The following is a 16,919-nucleotide window of genomic DNA, read 5'->3' on the forward strand; positions in this document are numbered from 1 at the left end:
GTTCACCCTTCTGCTTTCAATTCAAATATCATGTCACGTAATTCAGCCGCGCGTTCAAAGTCCAGCGCTTTTGCGGCTTCTTTCATTTCAACTTGCAATGTCTCAACAAGCTTCTCCAGCTCTTTTTTCGTCAGCTTTTTGCCGCCTGTCACTTTTGTAATATATGTTTCTTCCCCTTCCGCAGCTTGTGTAGCACGGATAATTTCAGGAATCTTTTTAATAATAGTTTTCGGTGTAATACCATGTTTTTCATTGTATGCCATTTGAGTTTCACGACGGCGCTTCGTTTCACTGATCGCTTTTGTCATTGAATCCGTCATATTATTGGCATATAGAATGACATGACCGTTCGAGTTACGTGCAGCACGTCCAATTGTTTGAATGAGTGAACGTTCTGAACGGAGGAACCCTTCCTTGTCCGCATCTAAAATCGCGACAAGGGAAACTTCCGGAATATCTAGGCCTTCCCGCAGTAAGTTAATGCCGATCAACACATCATATGTCCCTTTACGAAGCTCCCGGATAATTTCGATCCGTTCCAGCGTTTTGATTTCCGAGTGCAAGTATTCGACTTTCAAGCCCATTTCTTTTAAATAGCTTGATAAATCTTCGGACATTTTCTTCGTTAATGTTGTGATTAATGTCCGTTCATTACGGCGAATACGCTCATGGATTTCATCAATCAAATCATCAATTTGCCCTTCAATCGGACGGATATCAATTGTCGGATCAAGCAGCCCTGTCGGACGAATAATCTGCTCTACCATGTCCGGTGTGTGCTCTAATTCGTATGGACCCGGTGTTGCCGACACATAAATGGCCTGGCTTACTTTTGACTGAAACTCGTCAAACATGAGCGGGCGGTTATCCAATGCGGACGGCAAACGGAAACCATGTTCGACCAATACCCCTTTACGAGCCTGGTCTCCATTATACATACCACGTACTTGCGGTAATGTAACATGGCTTTCATCAACAACAAGCAAAAAGTCCTCTGGGAAGTAATCGAGTAATGTATACGGTGTCGCCCCTGCTTCACGCAATGTTAAATGGCGCGAATAGTTTTCGATACCTGAGCAAAAGCCCATTTCCTTCATCATTTCCAAATCATAGTTTGTCCGTTGCTCCAAACGCTGCGCTTCCAGTAATCGGTCTTCCGAACGCAGGACAGCAAGACGCTCCTCCAGCTCTTTTTCGATATTTTCAATGGCAACTTTCATCTTCTCTTCGCGGGTAACGAAGTGGGATGCCGGGAAAATGGCTACGTGCTGACGGTCCCCTAAAATTTCGCCCGTCAGTGCATCCACTTCACGGATTCGGTCTACTTCATCGCCGAAAAATTCGATACGGATACAGTGTTCATCGCGTGATGCCGGGAAAATTTCGACAACATCCCCGCGCACTCGGAACGTACCGCGTGTAAAGTTAATATCATTACGCTCATATTGAATGTCGACTAGTTTTCGCAATAACTGATTGCGCTCGATTTCCATTCCTGTACGAATGGAAACGACCATTTCGCGATATTCTTCCGGATTACCGAGACCGTAAATACACGATACGGACGCGATAATAATAACGTCTTTCCGTTCAAATAACGCAGTCGTTGCCGAATGGCGCAATTTATCGATTTCTTCATTAATACTTGAATCCTTTTCAATGTACGTATCCGTTTGCGGTACATACGCTTCCGGCTGGAAATAGTCATAGTAGCTGACGAAATACTCAACCGCATTGTCCGGGAAAAATTCTTTAAACTCACTATATAATTGGCCGGCCAGTGTTTTATTGTGTGCCATCACGAGCGTCGGCTTGTTCACTTCTTTAATCACATTGGATATCGTAAATGTTTTACCCGTACCTGTCGCCCCAAGCAATGTCTGGTGACGCTTGCCTTCTTTAACCCCTTGTATGAGCTGTTTAATTGCTTCCGGCTGATCCCCGGCAGGCTGATAGGCGGACTGTATTGTAAATGTTTCTGTCATATTCAGATTGTCCTTTCTGTCGCTTATATTATCTTCTATTTTAACATACCCGTTTTTAATTTACGATAAAATTGCGAACGTACATTCGAATTTAATGTGGTTGTGTGTCTTTTTAGGTGGGCTGGATTTATTAGAACTTTGGTGGCGGATATTAGAAAAGTTCGGTGACTTATTTGAAGTTTGGGACCGGTTATTCGAAAATCTCTAGCACTTATTAGAAGAATTATCCTTTTTATTAGAAACTAACCAATTTATTAGAACTATTTTAATTTTATTAGAAACTTTCTATCACTTATTAGAAAACAGCTGAAACCCGCTGCTTGCCAATAAAAAAAAGCCACCTGGAATAGGATGGCTTCTAAGAAACAGTTTCCAATAACTCTTTTAACTCTGTAGTATAGCTGAGAAATGCTTGTTCGTTCTTCTGATCTAACGATGTATCGATAAGTAGCTTTAATTGTTCAATACGTTGCATGCGCTGCAACCGACTAATAAATAAATCTAAATAAATTTCATTCAATAGCTTCTCTGCATGATGTTCAGTGGACTGCTGACTAACCGCTTTTAAAAAGTCTGTATACGAATAATATTTATCCATCGATATCACCTCGACCTCTTTTAACCATTATAAATTAAAAGTCATTTAATTTGCAATATATTCTGAAAAATTATCATATGACAGAATTTTCTAAATATAATGTTGATTTTTAGCAGTTTATGCAGTAGTTTAGATGTATAGTGAAAATTTAAGCGATTAAAAAAGTAGGAAAGATAGGGGATACAAAATGATTAGTAATTTAACACAAAAAACCAATTACATTATTTCTAACTCTACCTTCTGTTTAAGGTCCTATCAGCATCGAGATAAAATTCACACTGCCATTTTGGACAAGTACGGCCAATCTACTTCTCCGTATAAACCTTTAAAAATTATTCGCGATACGTGTCGCCTGCATGGAAGTTCCTATGACGCCAGCAAATATCAGGCGAGACGATTCTTCGGAGAGAATAAACATAAATTGCCGATAATGGTGGCCTATGATTTCGGGGATCCGTGCATTTTATTCCCGCTATTTTCACCGTTTTCACCTCAAAATATATGGTTATCTTTGAATCCTATTATTAATATTAGTGAAGACGGTGATAAAACGCTCGTAACTTTTGTAGATAATACTGAGATTAGTCTGGATATCAATATGAAATCATTCAACCAGCAATATGTACGCGCTGCGATGTACTATAAATATTTGCTTTTACAGCGCAATGCGATCTTATAAGAGCATCAGCTTTTTTTAAAATATTCAGCAAGAAGTAACTCACTATGATTACGAAGGCGAATATTCGAATATCTTCTACACTCCATGATTCCCCCAAAGTAAAAATGATACTCGGTAAACAAATCATCCGTTTTGCCTCTCACTAAGCGCATCTGATGAAGTTTAAAATAGTCCTTCGTTTCTTTTAAGTCATGCTCTATTTTGATACGTACAGCATCGATTAATTGCAAATAGGGATTTTTAAATTTGAACGGACTTTGCTCCACTATTGTGTAATCTTTCCCAAGAATAATTAACAGCAACGGCAAATAAATCCCAGCCTCATAATACGGAATCGTTTTAGAAGGAATTTGCAGCATACGAATACCTCCAATCGATAAGAACGTTTGTTCGTATATTTATTTTCACATATTTTTTAAAATCTGACAAGAGGAAAATTATTACTTAGCTTAAATTTCACTAAAAAAACCGTGCCTTAGCTTTTTACTAAGGCACGGCTTTCATTTTTTCGAGCGGATGACCGCTGTAAGATTTTAATATGAGATTTTTGATCGTAAATAGGCAGTAATGAATACATCGAGATCGCCATCCATTACAGCGCCTACATTCCCTGTTTCGGCACTTGTACGGTGATCTTTTACCATTGAATACGGATGGAACACATATGAACGAATTTGTGAGCCCCAGCCGATTTCTTTCTGTTCTCCACGAATTTCATCCAGCTGTGCTTGCTGCTTTTCGATTTCCAGCTGATACAGCTTCGATTTCAGCATTTTCATTGCCGCATCACGGTTTTTAATTTGCGAACGTTCAGACTGGCATTGTACAACGACACCTGTTGGAAGATGGGTAATACGTACAGCCGAGTCAGTCGTGTTAATATGCTGACCACCGGCACCAGTTGCACGGTACGTATCGACTTTTAAATCTTCTGTTCGAATATCGATTTCGATTTCGTCATTGAACTCCGGCATAACATCACATGAAACGAACGATGTATGACGGCGGCCTGATGAATCGAACGGTGAAATACGAACTAAGCGGTGTACGCCTTTTTCTGCTTTCAAATAGCCGTACGCATTATGGCCTGAAATTTGCAATGTAACCGACTTAATGCCGGCTTCATCACCAGGCAAATAGTCAATTGTCGTTACTTTAAATCCTCGCTTCTCTGCCCAGCGTGTGTACATACGTAATAACATCGAGCCCCAGTCCTGTGACTCTGTACCACCTGCACCTGGATGCAGCTCTAAAATGGCATTGTTTTTATCGTATGGTTCTGATAACAGCATCTGCAGTTCGAAATCTTCCATTTTTGATTGGAATTCGACTAGTTCTATGCCTAGTTCTTCCTGCAATTCTGCGTCTGGTTCTTCGCGTAATAGCTCGAGTGTCATTTCGAGGTTTTCCTGTGTGTCGACTAATTCTTTGTATTCGTTGACAACTGCTTTAATGCCGTTGCTTTCGTTAATTATTGCCTGTGCACCGTTCTGGTCGTTCCAGAATTCCGGTTCAAGCATAAGTTCATCTAGTTCCTGGATACGAGCCTCTTTGTTTTCTAAGTCAAAGAGACCCCCTGAAGTCCGCTAGTTTTGTAGCTGTATTTTCGAGTGCATTACGCACATCTGCTAATTCCATCATATATTTTCCTCCGTATTTGGGTGTTAAAGTTTGGTCTTCTCATACCGTTGATTTCCGTTGCGGCGGACGCGTTTCGCGGGCGGGCGCCAATCCTCCTCGTCGCTTTGCTCCTGCGGTGTATCGGCTGTCCCGCTATTCCCGCAGAAGTCGCCGCCTCCACTCCAATCAACTAAGTTCCATTACTAATAAATTTACTGCGTTGTGATTTTATTTTGCTCAAAGTTGGGGTGAGCGAGTAAAATTAGGGTTTTTCATCTAATTCGCCTAGTAATCAACCAGCGAAAAAAGGCTCCCACTGCTCACCTATTTGGTACATTTCAACCTTTATGAAAAAACAAACCGGGTCATTGAGCATAGTTTCAATGACCTCGGTTTTATTGCTTTTATTGGCCTACGCCGTGGCATGATTTGTATTTTTTGCCGCTGCCGCATGGGCATGGGTCGTTGCGTCCGATGTTTTCTGCTTTACGTGTTGGTAGTTTTTTCGGTTTGGCTGCACCTTCTTCTTTCGGATTAACAGCTTGGCCTTTTGCTACTTCTTCACGTTGCAGATTGCTGCGGATTTCCGCTTTTAATGCGTACTTCGCTACATCTTCACGTACCGCTGCGACCATGTCTTCGAACATTGCGAAACCTTCTTGCTGGTATTCGCGTAATGGATCGTTTTGACCGTAAGCTCGTAAATGGATTCCTTGACGTAACTGGTCCATTGCATCGATATGGTCAATCCATTTCGAGTCAATTGAACGAAGTAAAATAACCTTTTCGAACTCGCGCATACGCTCTGGTGTCATCGCTTCTTCTTTTTCATCATAGCGCGTTGTCACTTTTTCAGAGATGAACGCAATCATTTCTTCTGGTGATTTATTTTCAAGCTGCTCTTTCGTAATATCGCCTTCATCTAAAAGATTTGCTGCGATATAGTCTTCAAGTGCATCCAGTGTCCAGTTTTCCTTCTCACCTTGTGTATGAAGGGCTACTTGATTTTCGATCGCCTGTGAAATCATCGACTCTACTAATGCACGCATATTTTCCGAATCCAATACTTCTTCACGCTCTTTGTAAATTACTTCACGTTGCTGACGAAGTACGTCATCGTATTGTAATAGACGTTTACGCGCATCGAAGTTATTCCCTTCAACACGTTTTTGTGCTGATTCTACCGCTTTTGAAACCATGCCTGACTGGATCGGTTGTGTATCGTCCATACCAAGTCTTGTCATCATTGACTTCATTTTATCTGAACCGAAGCGACGCATTAATTCATCTTCCAAAGAAAGATAGAATTGCGTTACCCCCGGGTTCCCTTGACGACCAGAACGACCACGTAGCTGATTATCAATACGGCGTGATTCATGACGCTCCGTACCAATTACCGCTAAACCGCCAATTTCAAGTACACCTTCACCCGGTTTAATGTCCGTACCACGACCGGCCATGTTTGTCGCAATCGTTACGGCACCTTTTTGACCGGCATTTAAAATAATTTCCGCTTCACGTTCATGGTTTTTCGCATTTAACACGTTATGCGGAATTTTAAATTTCGTTAAATATTTTGAAATGATTTCCGATGTTTCGATTGCAACCGTACCAACCAGTACCGGCTGACCATTACGGTGACGCTCTGCAATATCTTCTGCAACGGCTTTAAACTTGCCTTCCATCGTTGCGAAAATTAGATCAGGACGGTCATCACGCGCAATCGGTTTGTTCGTAGGAATCGCTACAACCTGCATATTGTAGATGTTGCGGAATTCCTCTTCCTCTGTTTTCGCTGTACCTGTCATACCAGAAAGTTTCTCGTACATACGGAAATAGTTTTGGAATGTAACGGTCGCCATTGTCATCGATTCATTTTGAATATCGAGACCTTCTTTCGCTTCAATCGCCTGGTGTAAACCATCCGAATAGCGACGACCTTTCATTAGACGACCAGTAAAGCCGTCAACGATTACAACTTCCCCGTCCTGCACAACATAGTCAACATCATTATGCATTGATGCATGTGCTTTTAAGCTTTGATTGATCGCATGATTTAAGCGGACATGTGTTAAATCGAATAAGTTGTCGATGCCAAACGCACGCTCTGCCTTTTCGATCCCTTGCTCTGTCAACGTTACGCCTTTTGTTGATTCTTCATAGTTGTAGTCTTCATCCTGCTTTAACATACGGGCAAATGCATTTGACTGTACGTAAAGCTGTGCAGACTTCCCTGCTTGTCCGGAAATGATTAACGGTGTACGCGCTTCATCGATTAAAATCGAGTCAACCTCATCGATTACCGCATAATAAAGCGGACGCTGTACACGATCTTCTTTATAAAGCACCATGTTATCACGTAAATAGTCAAAACCAAGCTCATTGTTCGTCGAATATGTAATATCCGCTGCATATGCTTCACGCTTTTCTTCTTTTGACAGGCTGTTCAGGTTCAAACCAACCGTTAAGCCTAACCAATTATATAACTCTCCCATTTCAGTCGCGTCACGGCTTGCTAAATATTCGTTGACCGTTACGACGTGAACACCTTTACCAGTAAGCGCATTTAAATAAACGGACATTGTCGACGTTAACGTTTTACCTTCACCGGTTTTCATCTCCGCGATATTACCCTCATTTAATGCAGCAGCCCCCATAATCTGAACGCGGAACGGGAACATGCCAAGAACACGGCGTGATGCTTCACGAATTGTCGCAAATGCTTCAGGCAACAAAGAGTCCACAGTTTCGCCATTTTGATAACGGTTTTTAAATTCTTCTGTTTTCGCTTTTAATGCATCATCAGAAAGGCTTTCAAACTGCCCTGCCAATGCTTCTACTTTATCTGCAATCTTTTCTAAACGCTTTACTTCTTTTTTATTGAAATCAAATAATTTATTTAATATGTTTGCCATCGAATTGGTCACTTCCCAATAAATAGTCTCAAAGTATATTTTAGCATTATATATACCGGTGGTGCAAATGGACTGATGTAAAATGGTAATTTTAGGAACGATTCAACTCAAAAAACGGACTGCCTATTTCAGACAATCCGCTTGCAAGCCAATCATTTAGTTAGTTTCAATTAAACCATATTTACCGTCTTTACGTTTGTAAACGATGTTTGTACCGTCTGTTTCTGCATCTGTGAAGATATAGAAATCATGGCCAAGCATGTTCATTTGTAGAACGGCTTCTTCCTGATCCATCGGTTTCAGATCAAATTGCTTCGTACGAACGATTGTATATTCATCCTCTGAAGATTCAGCGTTCGCTTCCATTTGGGATGTTACATTGGCGAAATAGATACCTGTACCTTCGCGATCACGGAATTTACGGTTTACTTTTGTTTTATGTTTACGGATTTGACGCTCAAGCTTGTCGACAATTAAGTCAACAGCCGCATACATGTCGTTATGACGCTCTTCGGCACGCAGCGTTAAATTTTTCATCGGAATCGTCACTTCTACTTTTGTTTGTTTATCATTATAAACCTTCAAATTGACGTTAGCGTTCGCGTTTAGATCTTCATTGAAATAGCGTTCTACCTTTTCAATTTTGTTCTCCACGTAATCACGAATCGCTGGAGTTACCTCAATATTTTCACCACGAATGTTAAACTTTAGCATGTGAACTCCTCCTTCATTACTGCTCTTACTAATCTAATTCTACATACATAAATAAAATCCTGTTACGACTTGAAACTTTTTTCAATTTTCGACAAGTTGTCCTACATATTGATAAGAAAGACACCGTATCGTTATATGGAATCAATGGTAACCAACCAATTTAATTACGTCCGACTTCTTTTTTGCGACGAACTTTTAACTCACTGACGATTAATTCTTCAATACCTGGCTGATTTTCGAAGATCAAACCATATTGAAACTTACCGCCGTATTTCTTCTTCCATACGATGTCTCCAATGGCCTTAATCAATACTTCGTCTAAAATGAATTCCAGTTCCAACTGCACCAGGTTATTATTATTTTCACCAATTTCCCGAGAAGAAAACATTTTCATTCCGTGCGGGCTTACATCGATGATTTCACAAGGGTATTTTATCACCTCTAATTGTTCCTGTTTTCCATTGATCAATTCGGTAAAATTTGCTTCGATTGGGACCCCAAAAGTAAAGCGAAATCCTTCTGTGCGTTTAAACGCCATAACTGTTCCCCCTAGCCATTCATTGCTACAATTTATATACCCACATTATGATGTAATATACGATTAAATGTCTATGTGCTTAATTGCTATTTTAAGGAGAAATTGTGACTTCAAACTCATGACAATTGACCTGGAATTTTTTCCGTTTGCAATAAAAGAATGTGCAATCGATAAAAAATTGAGAAACAAAAAGAGTTTCACACATTGGGATGATCCTTTGCGTAAAACTCTATGCTTATTAGTGGATTACATACTCTTCATTTATTTCTGCGCATTTTAACATAATTTGTTGCTCGGCATTTGAATATACAGTATCCCTGTAAAATTGCTTTATTAAGGTAGTCGAACAATAATCTTTTGCCTTCATCCACTGCTTATTCAGTTTACTGTACGATACAGGCACTTTAATTCTTTCATTATTTGTTAAAATGACAACTGAATGATTTTCCAAATGCGGCTTGATATCATCGACATGATGCAATGCAAAGTACATACAATCTTCGATATTACGCATCGCCTCTGTCGGAAACCAAAAATGAGATAGCCGAGACCTCGGAATCATGATCGGGTTAACAGATTTGGAGTCAAGCATTGCATTTGCAGCTTCCTTTGCACCTTTTAAGCTGGAACCATGTTGTTTCAGCTCCATATCGAGCAATTGCATCGGTGTTAAAGGGACTTTTTTATAGCCATTTGGAGTAATCATAAGCGTATAAAGATTATTAAACTGATCAAATTCAGGCTTTAATACACAGGCATCATACAAGGAATTTCTATACATTTTCCATACTCCTTCCAATTTGTAGTTATCATTTTTAGTAAAAAGGAGTATACTTACTATATGTCGGTATACTCCGGCGATCAAACCTCAGGTGATGTCTATGCAGGATCTTCACTTGGGGTTTTTTATTTTGCCATTTCACATACTCACTCACCCCCTTTACCGGTTAACCTGGATGGTAACCGCTTTCTTTGATGAATAAAAGTAATAGAATTTTTCCAGCCAAAAACAATACCGCAACGGAATAGATTGTAATAGACGACTAACCGATTTATTATGTATTGGAAAACGGATGAAATTTTCGGATTCATGGGATGTAGTTGCATTTTGGGGTTTAATATTACCGTTTTCTATTTAGTAAAAGGCGAATATTAAATTATTGATGCTGATGATCGTAGGATGTATTAGATTAATGTAGGTCTATCGGTTATGTATGCCTAATCTAAACTAGATTTTTTCAAGTAGAATTTGCTAATTATTTACATTATACAAAATAGTACAATATAATCAATACTATTTTGACTATTTTAAATTTTATAAATAAAGAAGTCGAAATTTGAGAGAAAAGTTATATTTGAAAAAGCCGTTGTGAAAAGATTGTATTCTTCTCACAACGGCTTCTATATTTTAAACTTGTCCAGCAGTACCATATTGCTGCTGGCGTGTAATTTTGATTACTTCTTTCCATGTGTCGCGGAATTCTGTTACGAGGCCTTCGACTTCTACGATAATTGTAGAGTCATTGTTGATATTCGCTTCCATTAAACGGCGGTTCATATAGTCGTACAATGGAATCATTTGCTTAGATACCTCAAGATCTTTATTTAAAGTCGACATCAGTTCCGAAATAATAGCCTGAGCCTTTTGAATGTTTGTGTTTTTTTCTTCGATATTTTTTTCTTCAATCGCTTTTTTAGCTCTCGTTAAAAATTTCAGGCAGCCATTGTATAGCATTAATGTAAGCTCACCCGGTGACGCCGTTGTCACACTGTTTTGTTTATATGCATTAAAAGCAGCTGCTGTTTGAACTGTCATCCTACACACTCCTCTATAGTTAAAACGCGCCTGGCACGTTGTTATTTCTTTTGATCGTAGTACTTCCCGTCCATGACACGAACGGACGCATACGGGTTATTATATTGCACTTCACTTTTTTTTGCTGTCTGAACGTTTTTCATGTCCTGTCTGATTTCGCCCATGAGCGATGCCAGTCGTTCCTGTATCCCTTTGTCGAGCTCCTGCAACAGCGCATGCTGCGGGTTGGTTTTCGACAGCTGAATATTTTCCTGCTGAAGGGAGGCAATGAGCTGACCGCGCTCTTCCAGCAGCTCATCAACCGTTTTTAAAAGTGCATCACGGTCTTCTGTTTGCCCCACTTCCCCGAGCTGTTTAAAAAGCTTTGCGGAAACTTGAAGTAATTGCTGTTCTACCGCCATGTTTTCGCCTCCGCTCTTTTAGTAATACTGACTCATCAATGAAGCCGATTGACTGTTCGCCTTGTTAATCATCGCTTCCATCGCACCGAACTGCTTCCAGTAGCGGTCTTCGATAGATACTAGTTTATCTTTCCATGCATCAAGACTTTGATTGACATTGCGCAAGTATTTCCCTAACGTATATTGCGTTTCCGTCATTGAACCACGGCCTGCACGCTCATCGATTTTCTTCTCGATAATGTCCATCTCATCACGGATTTTTCGCATGAAACCGCGTGTATCGCTTTGAACTGTTGTACCGTCAGCCTTCGTTACAGTTGCAGATTTTTCGCCGCTCATAGTAAGCAATTGCACAACTGCATCTGGATCTTCCTCCAATGCTTTACGCAATTTCGTTTCATCAATTTCAAGCGTACCACCGCTCATATAATCTTTCGAAGTGCCGATTCCGATTGTGTACAGGGCGTTGTACTTTTGATTTGTTACCGCGTGGTTTGTTTGGTAAACAAGACCACGCAGTGATGAAAGTCCGCTTGTAATAATGGAGTCATTGCGTAATAAACCACTTTTCGCGCGAGTTTCCCAATTCTCAATATCTTTTGTATCCATCTCTTTCTTTTGAAGCTCTGTTAATGGTTGATAATCGCGGTATTTTGGCTGCTTTGTTTGAGCAGTCAGATCTGTGATGAAGCCATTGTATGTTGCGACGAATTCTTTTACTTTAGTCAGGATTTCGTCGACGTTTGTGGAAGAAGTCATTGTTACTGTGCTAGCAGGTACGGTAGTTTCAGGCTTATTAGTGATAACATCATCCAGTGCCTTTTTCGCATTAGTGTAAGTTGTTTCACTTGTATTAAGCAACTTTTTTGCTTCTTCAGCTTCCGCTGACACTATCGGGTCTTCATCACTAGTTTTAATTGTAATTGCATCTCTCACAGCTTTTATTTGATTCTCTATTGTTTCGTCTTCAGATAATGTTACATTATATTTGGAAGCAAGGGTTGTCAGCGTACTTTTTAGTTCTTTTTCAGCAAAGTCCACTGTATCCTGAGCTGCTTTCTTAATTGTAGTACCCTCATTGAATACAGACTTCAGCGTAATATTATAGCCGTTCAGCGAAAAGGAATTCGTTGTGCGCTCCGTGGCGATGCCGTTTACTTGGAATTTTGCATTTTGCCCATCTTCTGTTACTAATTTAGAAAGTCCTAATTTACCAAAAAGCACTTTGCCATTTTCTTCATCTGTCTTTATCGCAGCACCGCCATCAACTGCCTTACCGGTGTTCTGGGCCGTTAACGATAAACGCCCATTCTCGAATACTGCTGAAACGCCCGCATTGCTCCCATTGATTTTAGTTATTAATTCGCCTACTGTAGTATTTGCATCAATGCCAATCGATACTTCCTTACCTAATTTCCCTTGCGTATCAATTGCGTTTAATGTAAATTTTGTCGGCATCGTTTCAGTCCCAAATAAAGAACTCAGCTTCGTGCTAGTTGTTGCATTTATTTGCTCCCCAATACCCCGCGCGGCTTTCGCCAATTGCGATACACCTTCAATCGACAGCGAGCCCGATGCCGCTCCTGTTGCGACAGCCGAAACAAGATCCGCATTCGAGCTTGTCGCCGTTTTCGTATTTAGGCTTTTTAAAATAAAATTATCGGCAATATACGTATCTAATGTCGTCATCTTTTTATTGACGTCACGATAGGCATCACGCTGCCATTCATAAATCTGCTTCTGCTGCTCGAGCTTGTCCATCGGCATTCGCTCAGCAACCATTAACTTTTCTACAATACTATCTATATCCATCCCTGATGCCAGACCGCCAATACGCATCGTTGACATATAATCTCCTCCAAACTACTTATCCTCAATTTTGCCCAGCATTATTACGGCTGGCACTAAATTTTTTTATCGACTATCATTCCTACGAGCTTTTGCATTTCATAAAACACATCCAGCACTTTTTTAGAGGGAATTTCCCGAATAATCTCATCGGTTTCCGAATTTACTAGCTGTGCATAATACGTATCCAGTCCTTCATGGAATACAAACTTCAATTCACTATTATTAATTGTAAAAAACTCATTCAAAGAATCGATTGCCTGTTCCAGTTTTTCTTTCGTATCTATTTTCTCTTCTGTTGGTTGAATTTGTTTGGTAATGATATCCGTCTGTGCAGGACGCGGTGGTTGTCCTTCCCCCGACTGTTGTGTCATGTTAGGCATTGAAATACTCGTTCCGTCAATTCGCATTTTTACCCCTCCGATACCACATCTTCTTTTATATTTTATCGGCTGCATTTCTGATTGTTTTATCGTTGTTTGGAAGATAGAAAAATAATTTACCTACATTTCATCAATTATAGTAAATTTGAAGCCCTCTTTCTAATTCTGCTATTTCAGATTTCAACTGCAGAAATCGTTCATTTAATTGATGCTTTTCATTCACCGTTATAAAATCTCCGTTTGCTGCTACTTTTTCGGCAATCTGTTTCATTTTGTATAATTTATTTTCAATTTGCTCAAGCAGTTCATCTCTTTGTTTTATCCACTCCAGCTGCGACTCTAGAAAAGTGAGTTCTTCTTTTTCATTAGTCATAGGAATCTCCATTCTAATTAGTTTTATTTACTATAACGGAAGAAACAGTAAATGGCTTTTTATTTGTTTTTGATTTTTTCATATCTAAAGATCTTTATAGAATCTGCTTGGTTAATTTTAATATATTAGTTGAGTGAATATTAAGTGCAGGAAATTATACAACCATGCTAAAATAAGAATATACGTTCTTATTTGTAAAGGGTGAAAACTATGAATGAGGAAAATGAATTCTATTATTTTATTTGCGGAAAATTGTTAGGAGACGGTTCTATGACTAAACAAGGAAGCAGAAAAGCAAGATTCCAATTTATGCACAGAGCTGAGGATTACGAGTGGACAAATTATTGCTATGAATCGCTAAAGCCTTTCTTGCCGCTAAATCCGCCTGTATACAAAAAAGTATATGATTCACGACTTGAAAAAGGGTATTCTGAAAGCTTCTTTGTGCAGTCCAGAACGAGTCCTGTGATTTCAGAATTATACGAGCAATGGTACCCTAATAGAAAAAAGAAGTTGCCTCTCAATTTTCTCGAACACTATCTGAACGAACAGGCGCTTGCCTGGTGGTATCAGGATGATGGCCATTTGAAAATCGTGAACAATGTTGCACAGAAGATTATTTTGTCTACAGACAGTTTTACGGAAGATGAAAATACATGGCTTTTACACTATCTGTTTAGAAAGTTCCACTTACGGTTTCATAGAGACGGCCAAAACCGTCTTATTCTGTATGATCAATTTCAAATTATTTATTTTCTGCATCTAATTTCCCCTTGGCTACATGAATCCATGAACAGAAAAGCATTGGCGGCACAACCCATTAAAGCAATTGCCAAAAGAACTTCTATTTACTTGCCTGAAAAAATCAAACTTAATAATCCTACTTATGAAATTAATGAGCAGCTCCATAAATTGAATACCTTACTAATTGATGAAACGGGCAGGATTTGCAAAGATTTTATTTTTGATACCTTTAAAACTTTTCGGAGTACTGAACAACCTATGAAAAGCTATCAGATTATTCTTCAAGAAAATCATAGATACACGCTAGCCACGATACGCCAGCAAACGGGACTGACTGTTAGTAAGTTGGTGGAATATTGTTTTAGTGTATAGAGAGGGGACTTCCTTCGTATGTAGAGACATAGACATTTTTCGCCAAAAACATGGGCAAAACCGAGCACACTGTAATGAATTGTTGTATTAAGTGATACAGCAATAAACTGGCTATTGGCAACTACACCTTTAATTGTGTGTATACCCGGTGCAGAAAATTGGCATACACAAAAGGTCGCGACTACTGCAAAACCGCAATGGAAATTTTCCTATCGCAATTTTTCGGAAAATCTGAAAATCCAGAAAAACGATATACAACTTATTTTCTAATAAGCGTCAACTCCTGACAAAAGACCTAAAATGACACTTATTTAAAAATAAGCCCTATATCAATTTCGCCAAATTCATTTTTGAGCCAAAAATATGCGTTGGCTCTGAACAGGGGAAATAAAAAATATTGTGGCTAATGAAAAGCAGAGGCTTTGTATGCGCACCCGGTGCAGTATATTTTCAAAAAGAATGGAACCAACAACAGTAAATAACATAATGAATACAACTTAATCTATGTGGTAATCGCTAAGTAGAAAACAAGCGTACTCTAGATTTTTTAATGTATATTTATAAATTGTATTGAATTATGTTTGGCACCCGGTGTATAAAATTTCACTATATTGGAGTATCCATTTATCTATGTATAGAGTGCAAGAAATTCTTCGTGCACCCGAATATTATATCATAATAGGAATACTTTATCTCCCGTATCATTAGTAGACAAAATTGGTTTACATACCAATAAGCTCTGTGCAGTTCTACAATTATTCTCTAATGGGTGACCATAAGTATTACTTTCGTGGTAAGAAATAATTACTTCTTCTAGAGAAGTTGTACTCCAATGGCTAATATTAAAATCTCCTGCATTACCTCCATGGTGTGGTAATACAAAAATCATTGGTGCTTTTGGTAAAACTTCACTGACAATGTAGTCATAAAGCTTCTCATATTTTTGATCACCCGTTAACATCACACTGTTTTTGTAGGTTTCAATATAAAATACAATACTATCTAAATTTCTAGAATTTGTTTTTGAAGATCTGAATATTTTTAATTTATCCCCACCAAATACCATATTAAGCTCTATTCTTTTGTCTGTATGCTTTTTGGTTGTCCATGGAATTAGGTATAAACCAATACCAGCACTATTCAAGAGATGTTTCACCCGTTCGGCTGTATTTGTTTTTGGTATGCGTTCTGGCGCAAAAAAGCCCTTTATCTGCTTTAATTCGAAATCCGATAATTTTAATATAGCATGATAATGATCTACATCCCAATGGCTAACAAAAATATAAATATTTTCACTTTTTCTTATATTAGCTGCAGTTACAAGATTTTGAACTTTATTTTCATGCCAATCCTTTTGGGCCCCTATATCAAAAAAAATACGAGTGGTACCAAATCGTATTTCATTCCAGTTTCCGTGTCCCACATCTCGAACAATAATTTCAATTGATCCTTTAAAGGTATCTAAACTTTTTATTAAACTATTTATCACTAATCTCACTCCTCTAAATTATCAGTTCTATAAGAAACAAAATCTATATTATCAATTCCTTCATAGTTAACAGATAAACGAAAAAGCAAAGATCGGTTTTCTTGTGCATACGAGAATTTCTCTAAATCGAATTTAAATTCAGACCAAAAATTATCAGGTATTTTATACCATAAACCTTCACGTAATCCACGGTACTTTACTATTTTCAAATTCTTAATTTCAATTAGACTACGTTGATCTTCTGAAATCCAAGGAGAAATATCCAGTTCCAACCACCATTGTTTTAATTCTTCTAGATTGTGTACATCTAAAACTGCACTATTATTACTTTTTGCTTCGCAATAAAATAACAAATTTACCTCCACCTAATACTTAATAAATGAAAACATGATATGAGAAAAAGGAACCCTATAAATAGGATCCCTTTCATAAGTTATTGATTAA

Annotated in this window: 17 protein-coding genes; 2 read left to right on the plus strand and 15 right to left on the minus strand. The window is 38.7% G+C overall.

Annotated features, from left to right (window positions below; genetic code table 11):
• Nucleotides 1-2: 2 nt before the first annotated feature.
• Nucleotides 3-1,985, minus strand: coding sequence for an excinuclease ABC subunit UvrB (uvrB, locus tag M3166_RS10390; protein WP_251689752.1), 1,983 nt, complete (start codon nucleotides 1,983-1,985; stop codon nucleotides 3-5).
• A gap of 358 nt (nucleotides 1,986-2,343) precedes the next feature.
• The gene (locus tag M3166_RS10395; RefSeq protein WP_251689754.1) at nucleotides 2,344-2,583 is read right to left on the minus strand and encodes an IDEAL domain-containing protein; all 240 of its coding nucleotides are present in this window, start codon (nucleotides 2,581-2,583) and stop codon (nucleotides 2,344-2,346) included.
• A gap of 187 nt (nucleotides 2,584-2,770) precedes the next feature.
• On the opposite strand from M3166_RS10395, the gene M3166_RS10400 reads away from it, so the two are divergent.
• The gene (locus M3166_RS10400) at nucleotides 2,771-3,262 is read left to right on the plus strand and encodes a competence protein ComK (RefSeq protein ID WP_251689756.1); all 492 of its coding nucleotides are present in this window, start codon (nucleotides 2,771-2,773) and stop codon (nucleotides 3,260-3,262) included.
• A 5-nt stretch (nucleotides 3,263-3,267) separates the two neighbouring features.
• On the opposite strand, the gene M3166_RS10405 is transcribed toward M3166_RS10400, so the two are convergent.
• From M3166_RS10405 to M3166_RS10455, 11 genes are all read right to left on the minus strand, one after another.
• Nucleotides 3,268-3,621: a hypothetical protein gene (locus tag M3166_RS10405; protein WP_251689758.1), complete on the minus strand. Its 354-nt coding sequence runs from the start codon at nucleotides 3,619-3,621 to the stop codon at nucleotides 3,268-3,270.
• 174 nt (nucleotides 3,622-3,795) lie between these two features.
• A protein-coding gene (gene prfB, locus M3166_RS10410) for a peptide chain release factor 2 (RefSeq protein ID WP_251690045.1) occupies nucleotides 3,796-4,900 on the minus strand; the annotation gives its coding sequence in 2 pieces (ribosomal slippage) (nucleotides 3,796-4,827 and nucleotides 4,829-4,900; 1,104 coding nt in all).
• Nucleotides 4,901-5,286: 386 nt separating this feature from the next.
• Nucleotides 5,287-7,797 carry a preprotein translocase subunit SecA gene (gene secA / locus M3166_RS10415; RefSeq protein ID WP_251689760.1) on the minus strand — a complete coding sequence of 837 codons (2,511 nt, stop codon included), beginning with the start codon at nucleotides 7,795-7,797 and terminating at the stop codon, nucleotides 5,287-5,289.
• A 156-nt stretch (nucleotides 7,798-7,953) separates the two neighbouring features.
• On the minus strand, nucleotides 7,954-8,511 hold the full coding sequence (gene hpf, locus M3166_RS10420) for a ribosome hibernation-promoting factor, HPF/YfiA family (protein WP_079524740.1): 558 nt from the start codon (nucleotides 8,509-8,511) through the stop codon (nucleotides 7,954-7,956).
• A gap of 160 nt (nucleotides 8,512-8,671) precedes the next feature.
• Complete coding sequence (locus tag M3166_RS10425) at nucleotides 8,672-9,049, minus strand: PilZ domain-containing protein (protein WP_079524739.1); 378 nt, start codon at nucleotides 9,047-9,049, stop codon at nucleotides 8,672-8,674.
• 238 nt (nucleotides 9,050-9,287) lie between these two features.
• Nucleotides 9,288-9,830, minus strand: a complete 543-nt coding sequence (locus M3166_RS10430) for a competence protein ComK (protein WP_251689762.1) — start codon at nucleotides 9,828-9,830, stop codon at nucleotides 9,288-9,290.
• A 627-nt stretch (nucleotides 9,831-10,457) separates the two neighbouring features.
• On the minus strand, nucleotides 10,458-10,865 hold the full coding sequence (gene fliS, locus M3166_RS10435; RefSeq protein WP_251689763.1) for a flagellar export chaperone FliS: 408 nt from the start codon (nucleotides 10,863-10,865) through the stop codon (nucleotides 10,458-10,460).
• A 41-nt stretch (nucleotides 10,866-10,906) separates the two neighbouring features.
• Entirely contained in the window at nucleotides 10,907-11,266 is a 360-nt protein-coding gene (locus tag M3166_RS10440) for a flagellar protein FliT (RefSeq protein WP_251689764.1), read from the minus strand.
• An 18-nt stretch (nucleotides 11,267-11,284) separates the two neighbouring features.
• Nucleotides 11,285-13,114, minus strand: a complete 1,830-nt coding sequence (fliD, locus tag M3166_RS10445; RefSeq protein ID WP_251689765.1) for a flagellar filament capping protein FliD — start codon at nucleotides 13,112-13,114, stop codon at nucleotides 11,285-11,287.
• A gap of 56 nt (nucleotides 13,115-13,170) precedes the next feature.
• Complete coding sequence (locus M3166_RS10450) at nucleotides 13,171-13,524, minus strand: flagellar protein FlaG (protein ID WP_251689766.1); 354 nt, start codon at nucleotides 13,522-13,524, stop codon at nucleotides 13,171-13,173.
• 103 nt (nucleotides 13,525-13,627) lie between these two features.
• Nucleotides 13,628-13,870: a hypothetical protein gene (locus tag M3166_RS10455; RefSeq protein WP_251689767.1), complete on the minus strand. Its 243-nt coding sequence runs from the start codon at nucleotides 13,868-13,870 to the stop codon at nucleotides 13,628-13,630.
• A gap of 210 nt (nucleotides 13,871-14,080) precedes the next feature.
• Between M3166_RS10455 and M3166_RS10460 the strand changes: the two genes are divergently transcribed.
• The gene (locus M3166_RS10460) at nucleotides 14,081-14,986 is read left to right on the plus strand and encodes an endonuclease (RefSeq protein WP_285848817.1); all 906 of its coding nucleotides are present in this window, start codon (nucleotides 14,081-14,083) and stop codon (nucleotides 14,984-14,986) included.
• A 673-nt stretch (nucleotides 14,987-15,659) separates the two neighbouring features.
• On the opposite strand, the gene M3166_RS10465 is transcribed toward M3166_RS10460, so the two are convergent.
• On the minus strand, nucleotides 15,660-16,475 hold the full coding sequence (locus M3166_RS10465; RefSeq protein WP_251689769.1) for a hypothetical protein: 816 nt from the start codon (nucleotides 16,473-16,475) through the stop codon (nucleotides 15,660-15,662).
• Between the two features lie 5 nt (nucleotides 16,476-16,480).
• Nucleotides 16,481-16,828, minus strand: coding sequence for a hypothetical protein (locus M3166_RS10470; RefSeq protein ID WP_251689770.1), 348 nt, complete (start codon nucleotides 16,826-16,828; stop codon nucleotides 16,481-16,483).
• Nucleotides 16,829-16,919: the final 91 nt, after the last annotated feature.

It is taken from the genome of Solibacillus isronensis, assembly GCF_023715405.1.
Classification (GTDB): domain Bacteria; phylum Bacillota; class Bacilli; order Bacillales_A; family Planococcaceae; genus Solibacillus; species Solibacillus isronensis_B.

Bases quoted from the DNA above. Each gene is read 5' to 3' on its own strand.
- uvrB (WP_251689752.1), bottom strand. From the start codon at position 1,985: ATGACAGAAACATTTACAATACAGTCCGCCTATCAGCCTGCCGGGGAT.
- M3166_RS10395 (WP_251689754.1), bottom strand. From the start codon at position 2,583: ATGGATAAATATTATTCGTATACAGACTTTTTAAAAGCGGTTAGTCAG.
- M3166_RS10400 (WP_251689756.1), top strand. From the start codon at position 2,771: ATGATTAGTAATTTAACACAAAAAACCAATTACATTATTTCTAACTCT.
- M3166_RS10405 (WP_251689758.1), bottom strand. From the start codon at position 3,621: ATGCTGCAAATTCCTTCTAAAACGATTCCGTATTATGAGGCTGGGATT.
- secA (WP_251689760.1), bottom strand. From the start codon at position 7,797: ATGGCAAACATATTAAATAAATTATTTGATTTCAATAAAAAAGAAGTA.
- hpf (WP_079524740.1), bottom strand. From the start codon at position 8,511: ATGCTAAAGTTTAACATTCGTGGTGAAAATATTGAGGTAACTCCAGCG.
- M3166_RS10425 (WP_079524739.1), bottom strand. From the start codon at position 9,049: ATGGCGTTTAAACGCACAGAAGGATTTCGCTTTACTTTTGGGGTCCCA.
- M3166_RS10430 (WP_251689762.1), bottom strand. From the start codon at position 9,830: ATGTATAGAAATTCCTTGTATGATGCCTGTGTATTAAAGCCTGAATTT.
- fliS (WP_251689763.1), bottom strand. From the start codon at position 10,865: ATGACAGTTCAAACAGCAGCTGCTTTTAATGCATATAAACAAAACAGT.
- M3166_RS10440 (WP_251689764.1), bottom strand. From the start codon at position 11,266: ATGGCGGTAGAACAGCAATTACTTCAAGTTTCCGCAAAGCTTTTTAAA.
- fliD (WP_251689765.1), bottom strand. From the start codon at position 13,114: ATGTCAACGATGCGTATTGGCGGTCTGGCATCAGGGATGGATATAGAT.
- M3166_RS10450 (WP_251689766.1), bottom strand. From the start codon at position 13,524: ATGCGAATTGACGGAACGAGTATTTCAATGCCTAACATGACACAACAG.
- M3166_RS10455 (WP_251689767.1), bottom strand. From the start codon at position 13,870: ATGACTAATGAAAAAGAAGAACTCACTTTTCTAGAGTCGCAGCTGGAG.
- M3166_RS10460 (WP_285848817.1), top strand. From the start codon at position 14,081: ATGAATGAGGAAAATGAATTCTATTATTTTATTTGCGGAAAATTGTTA.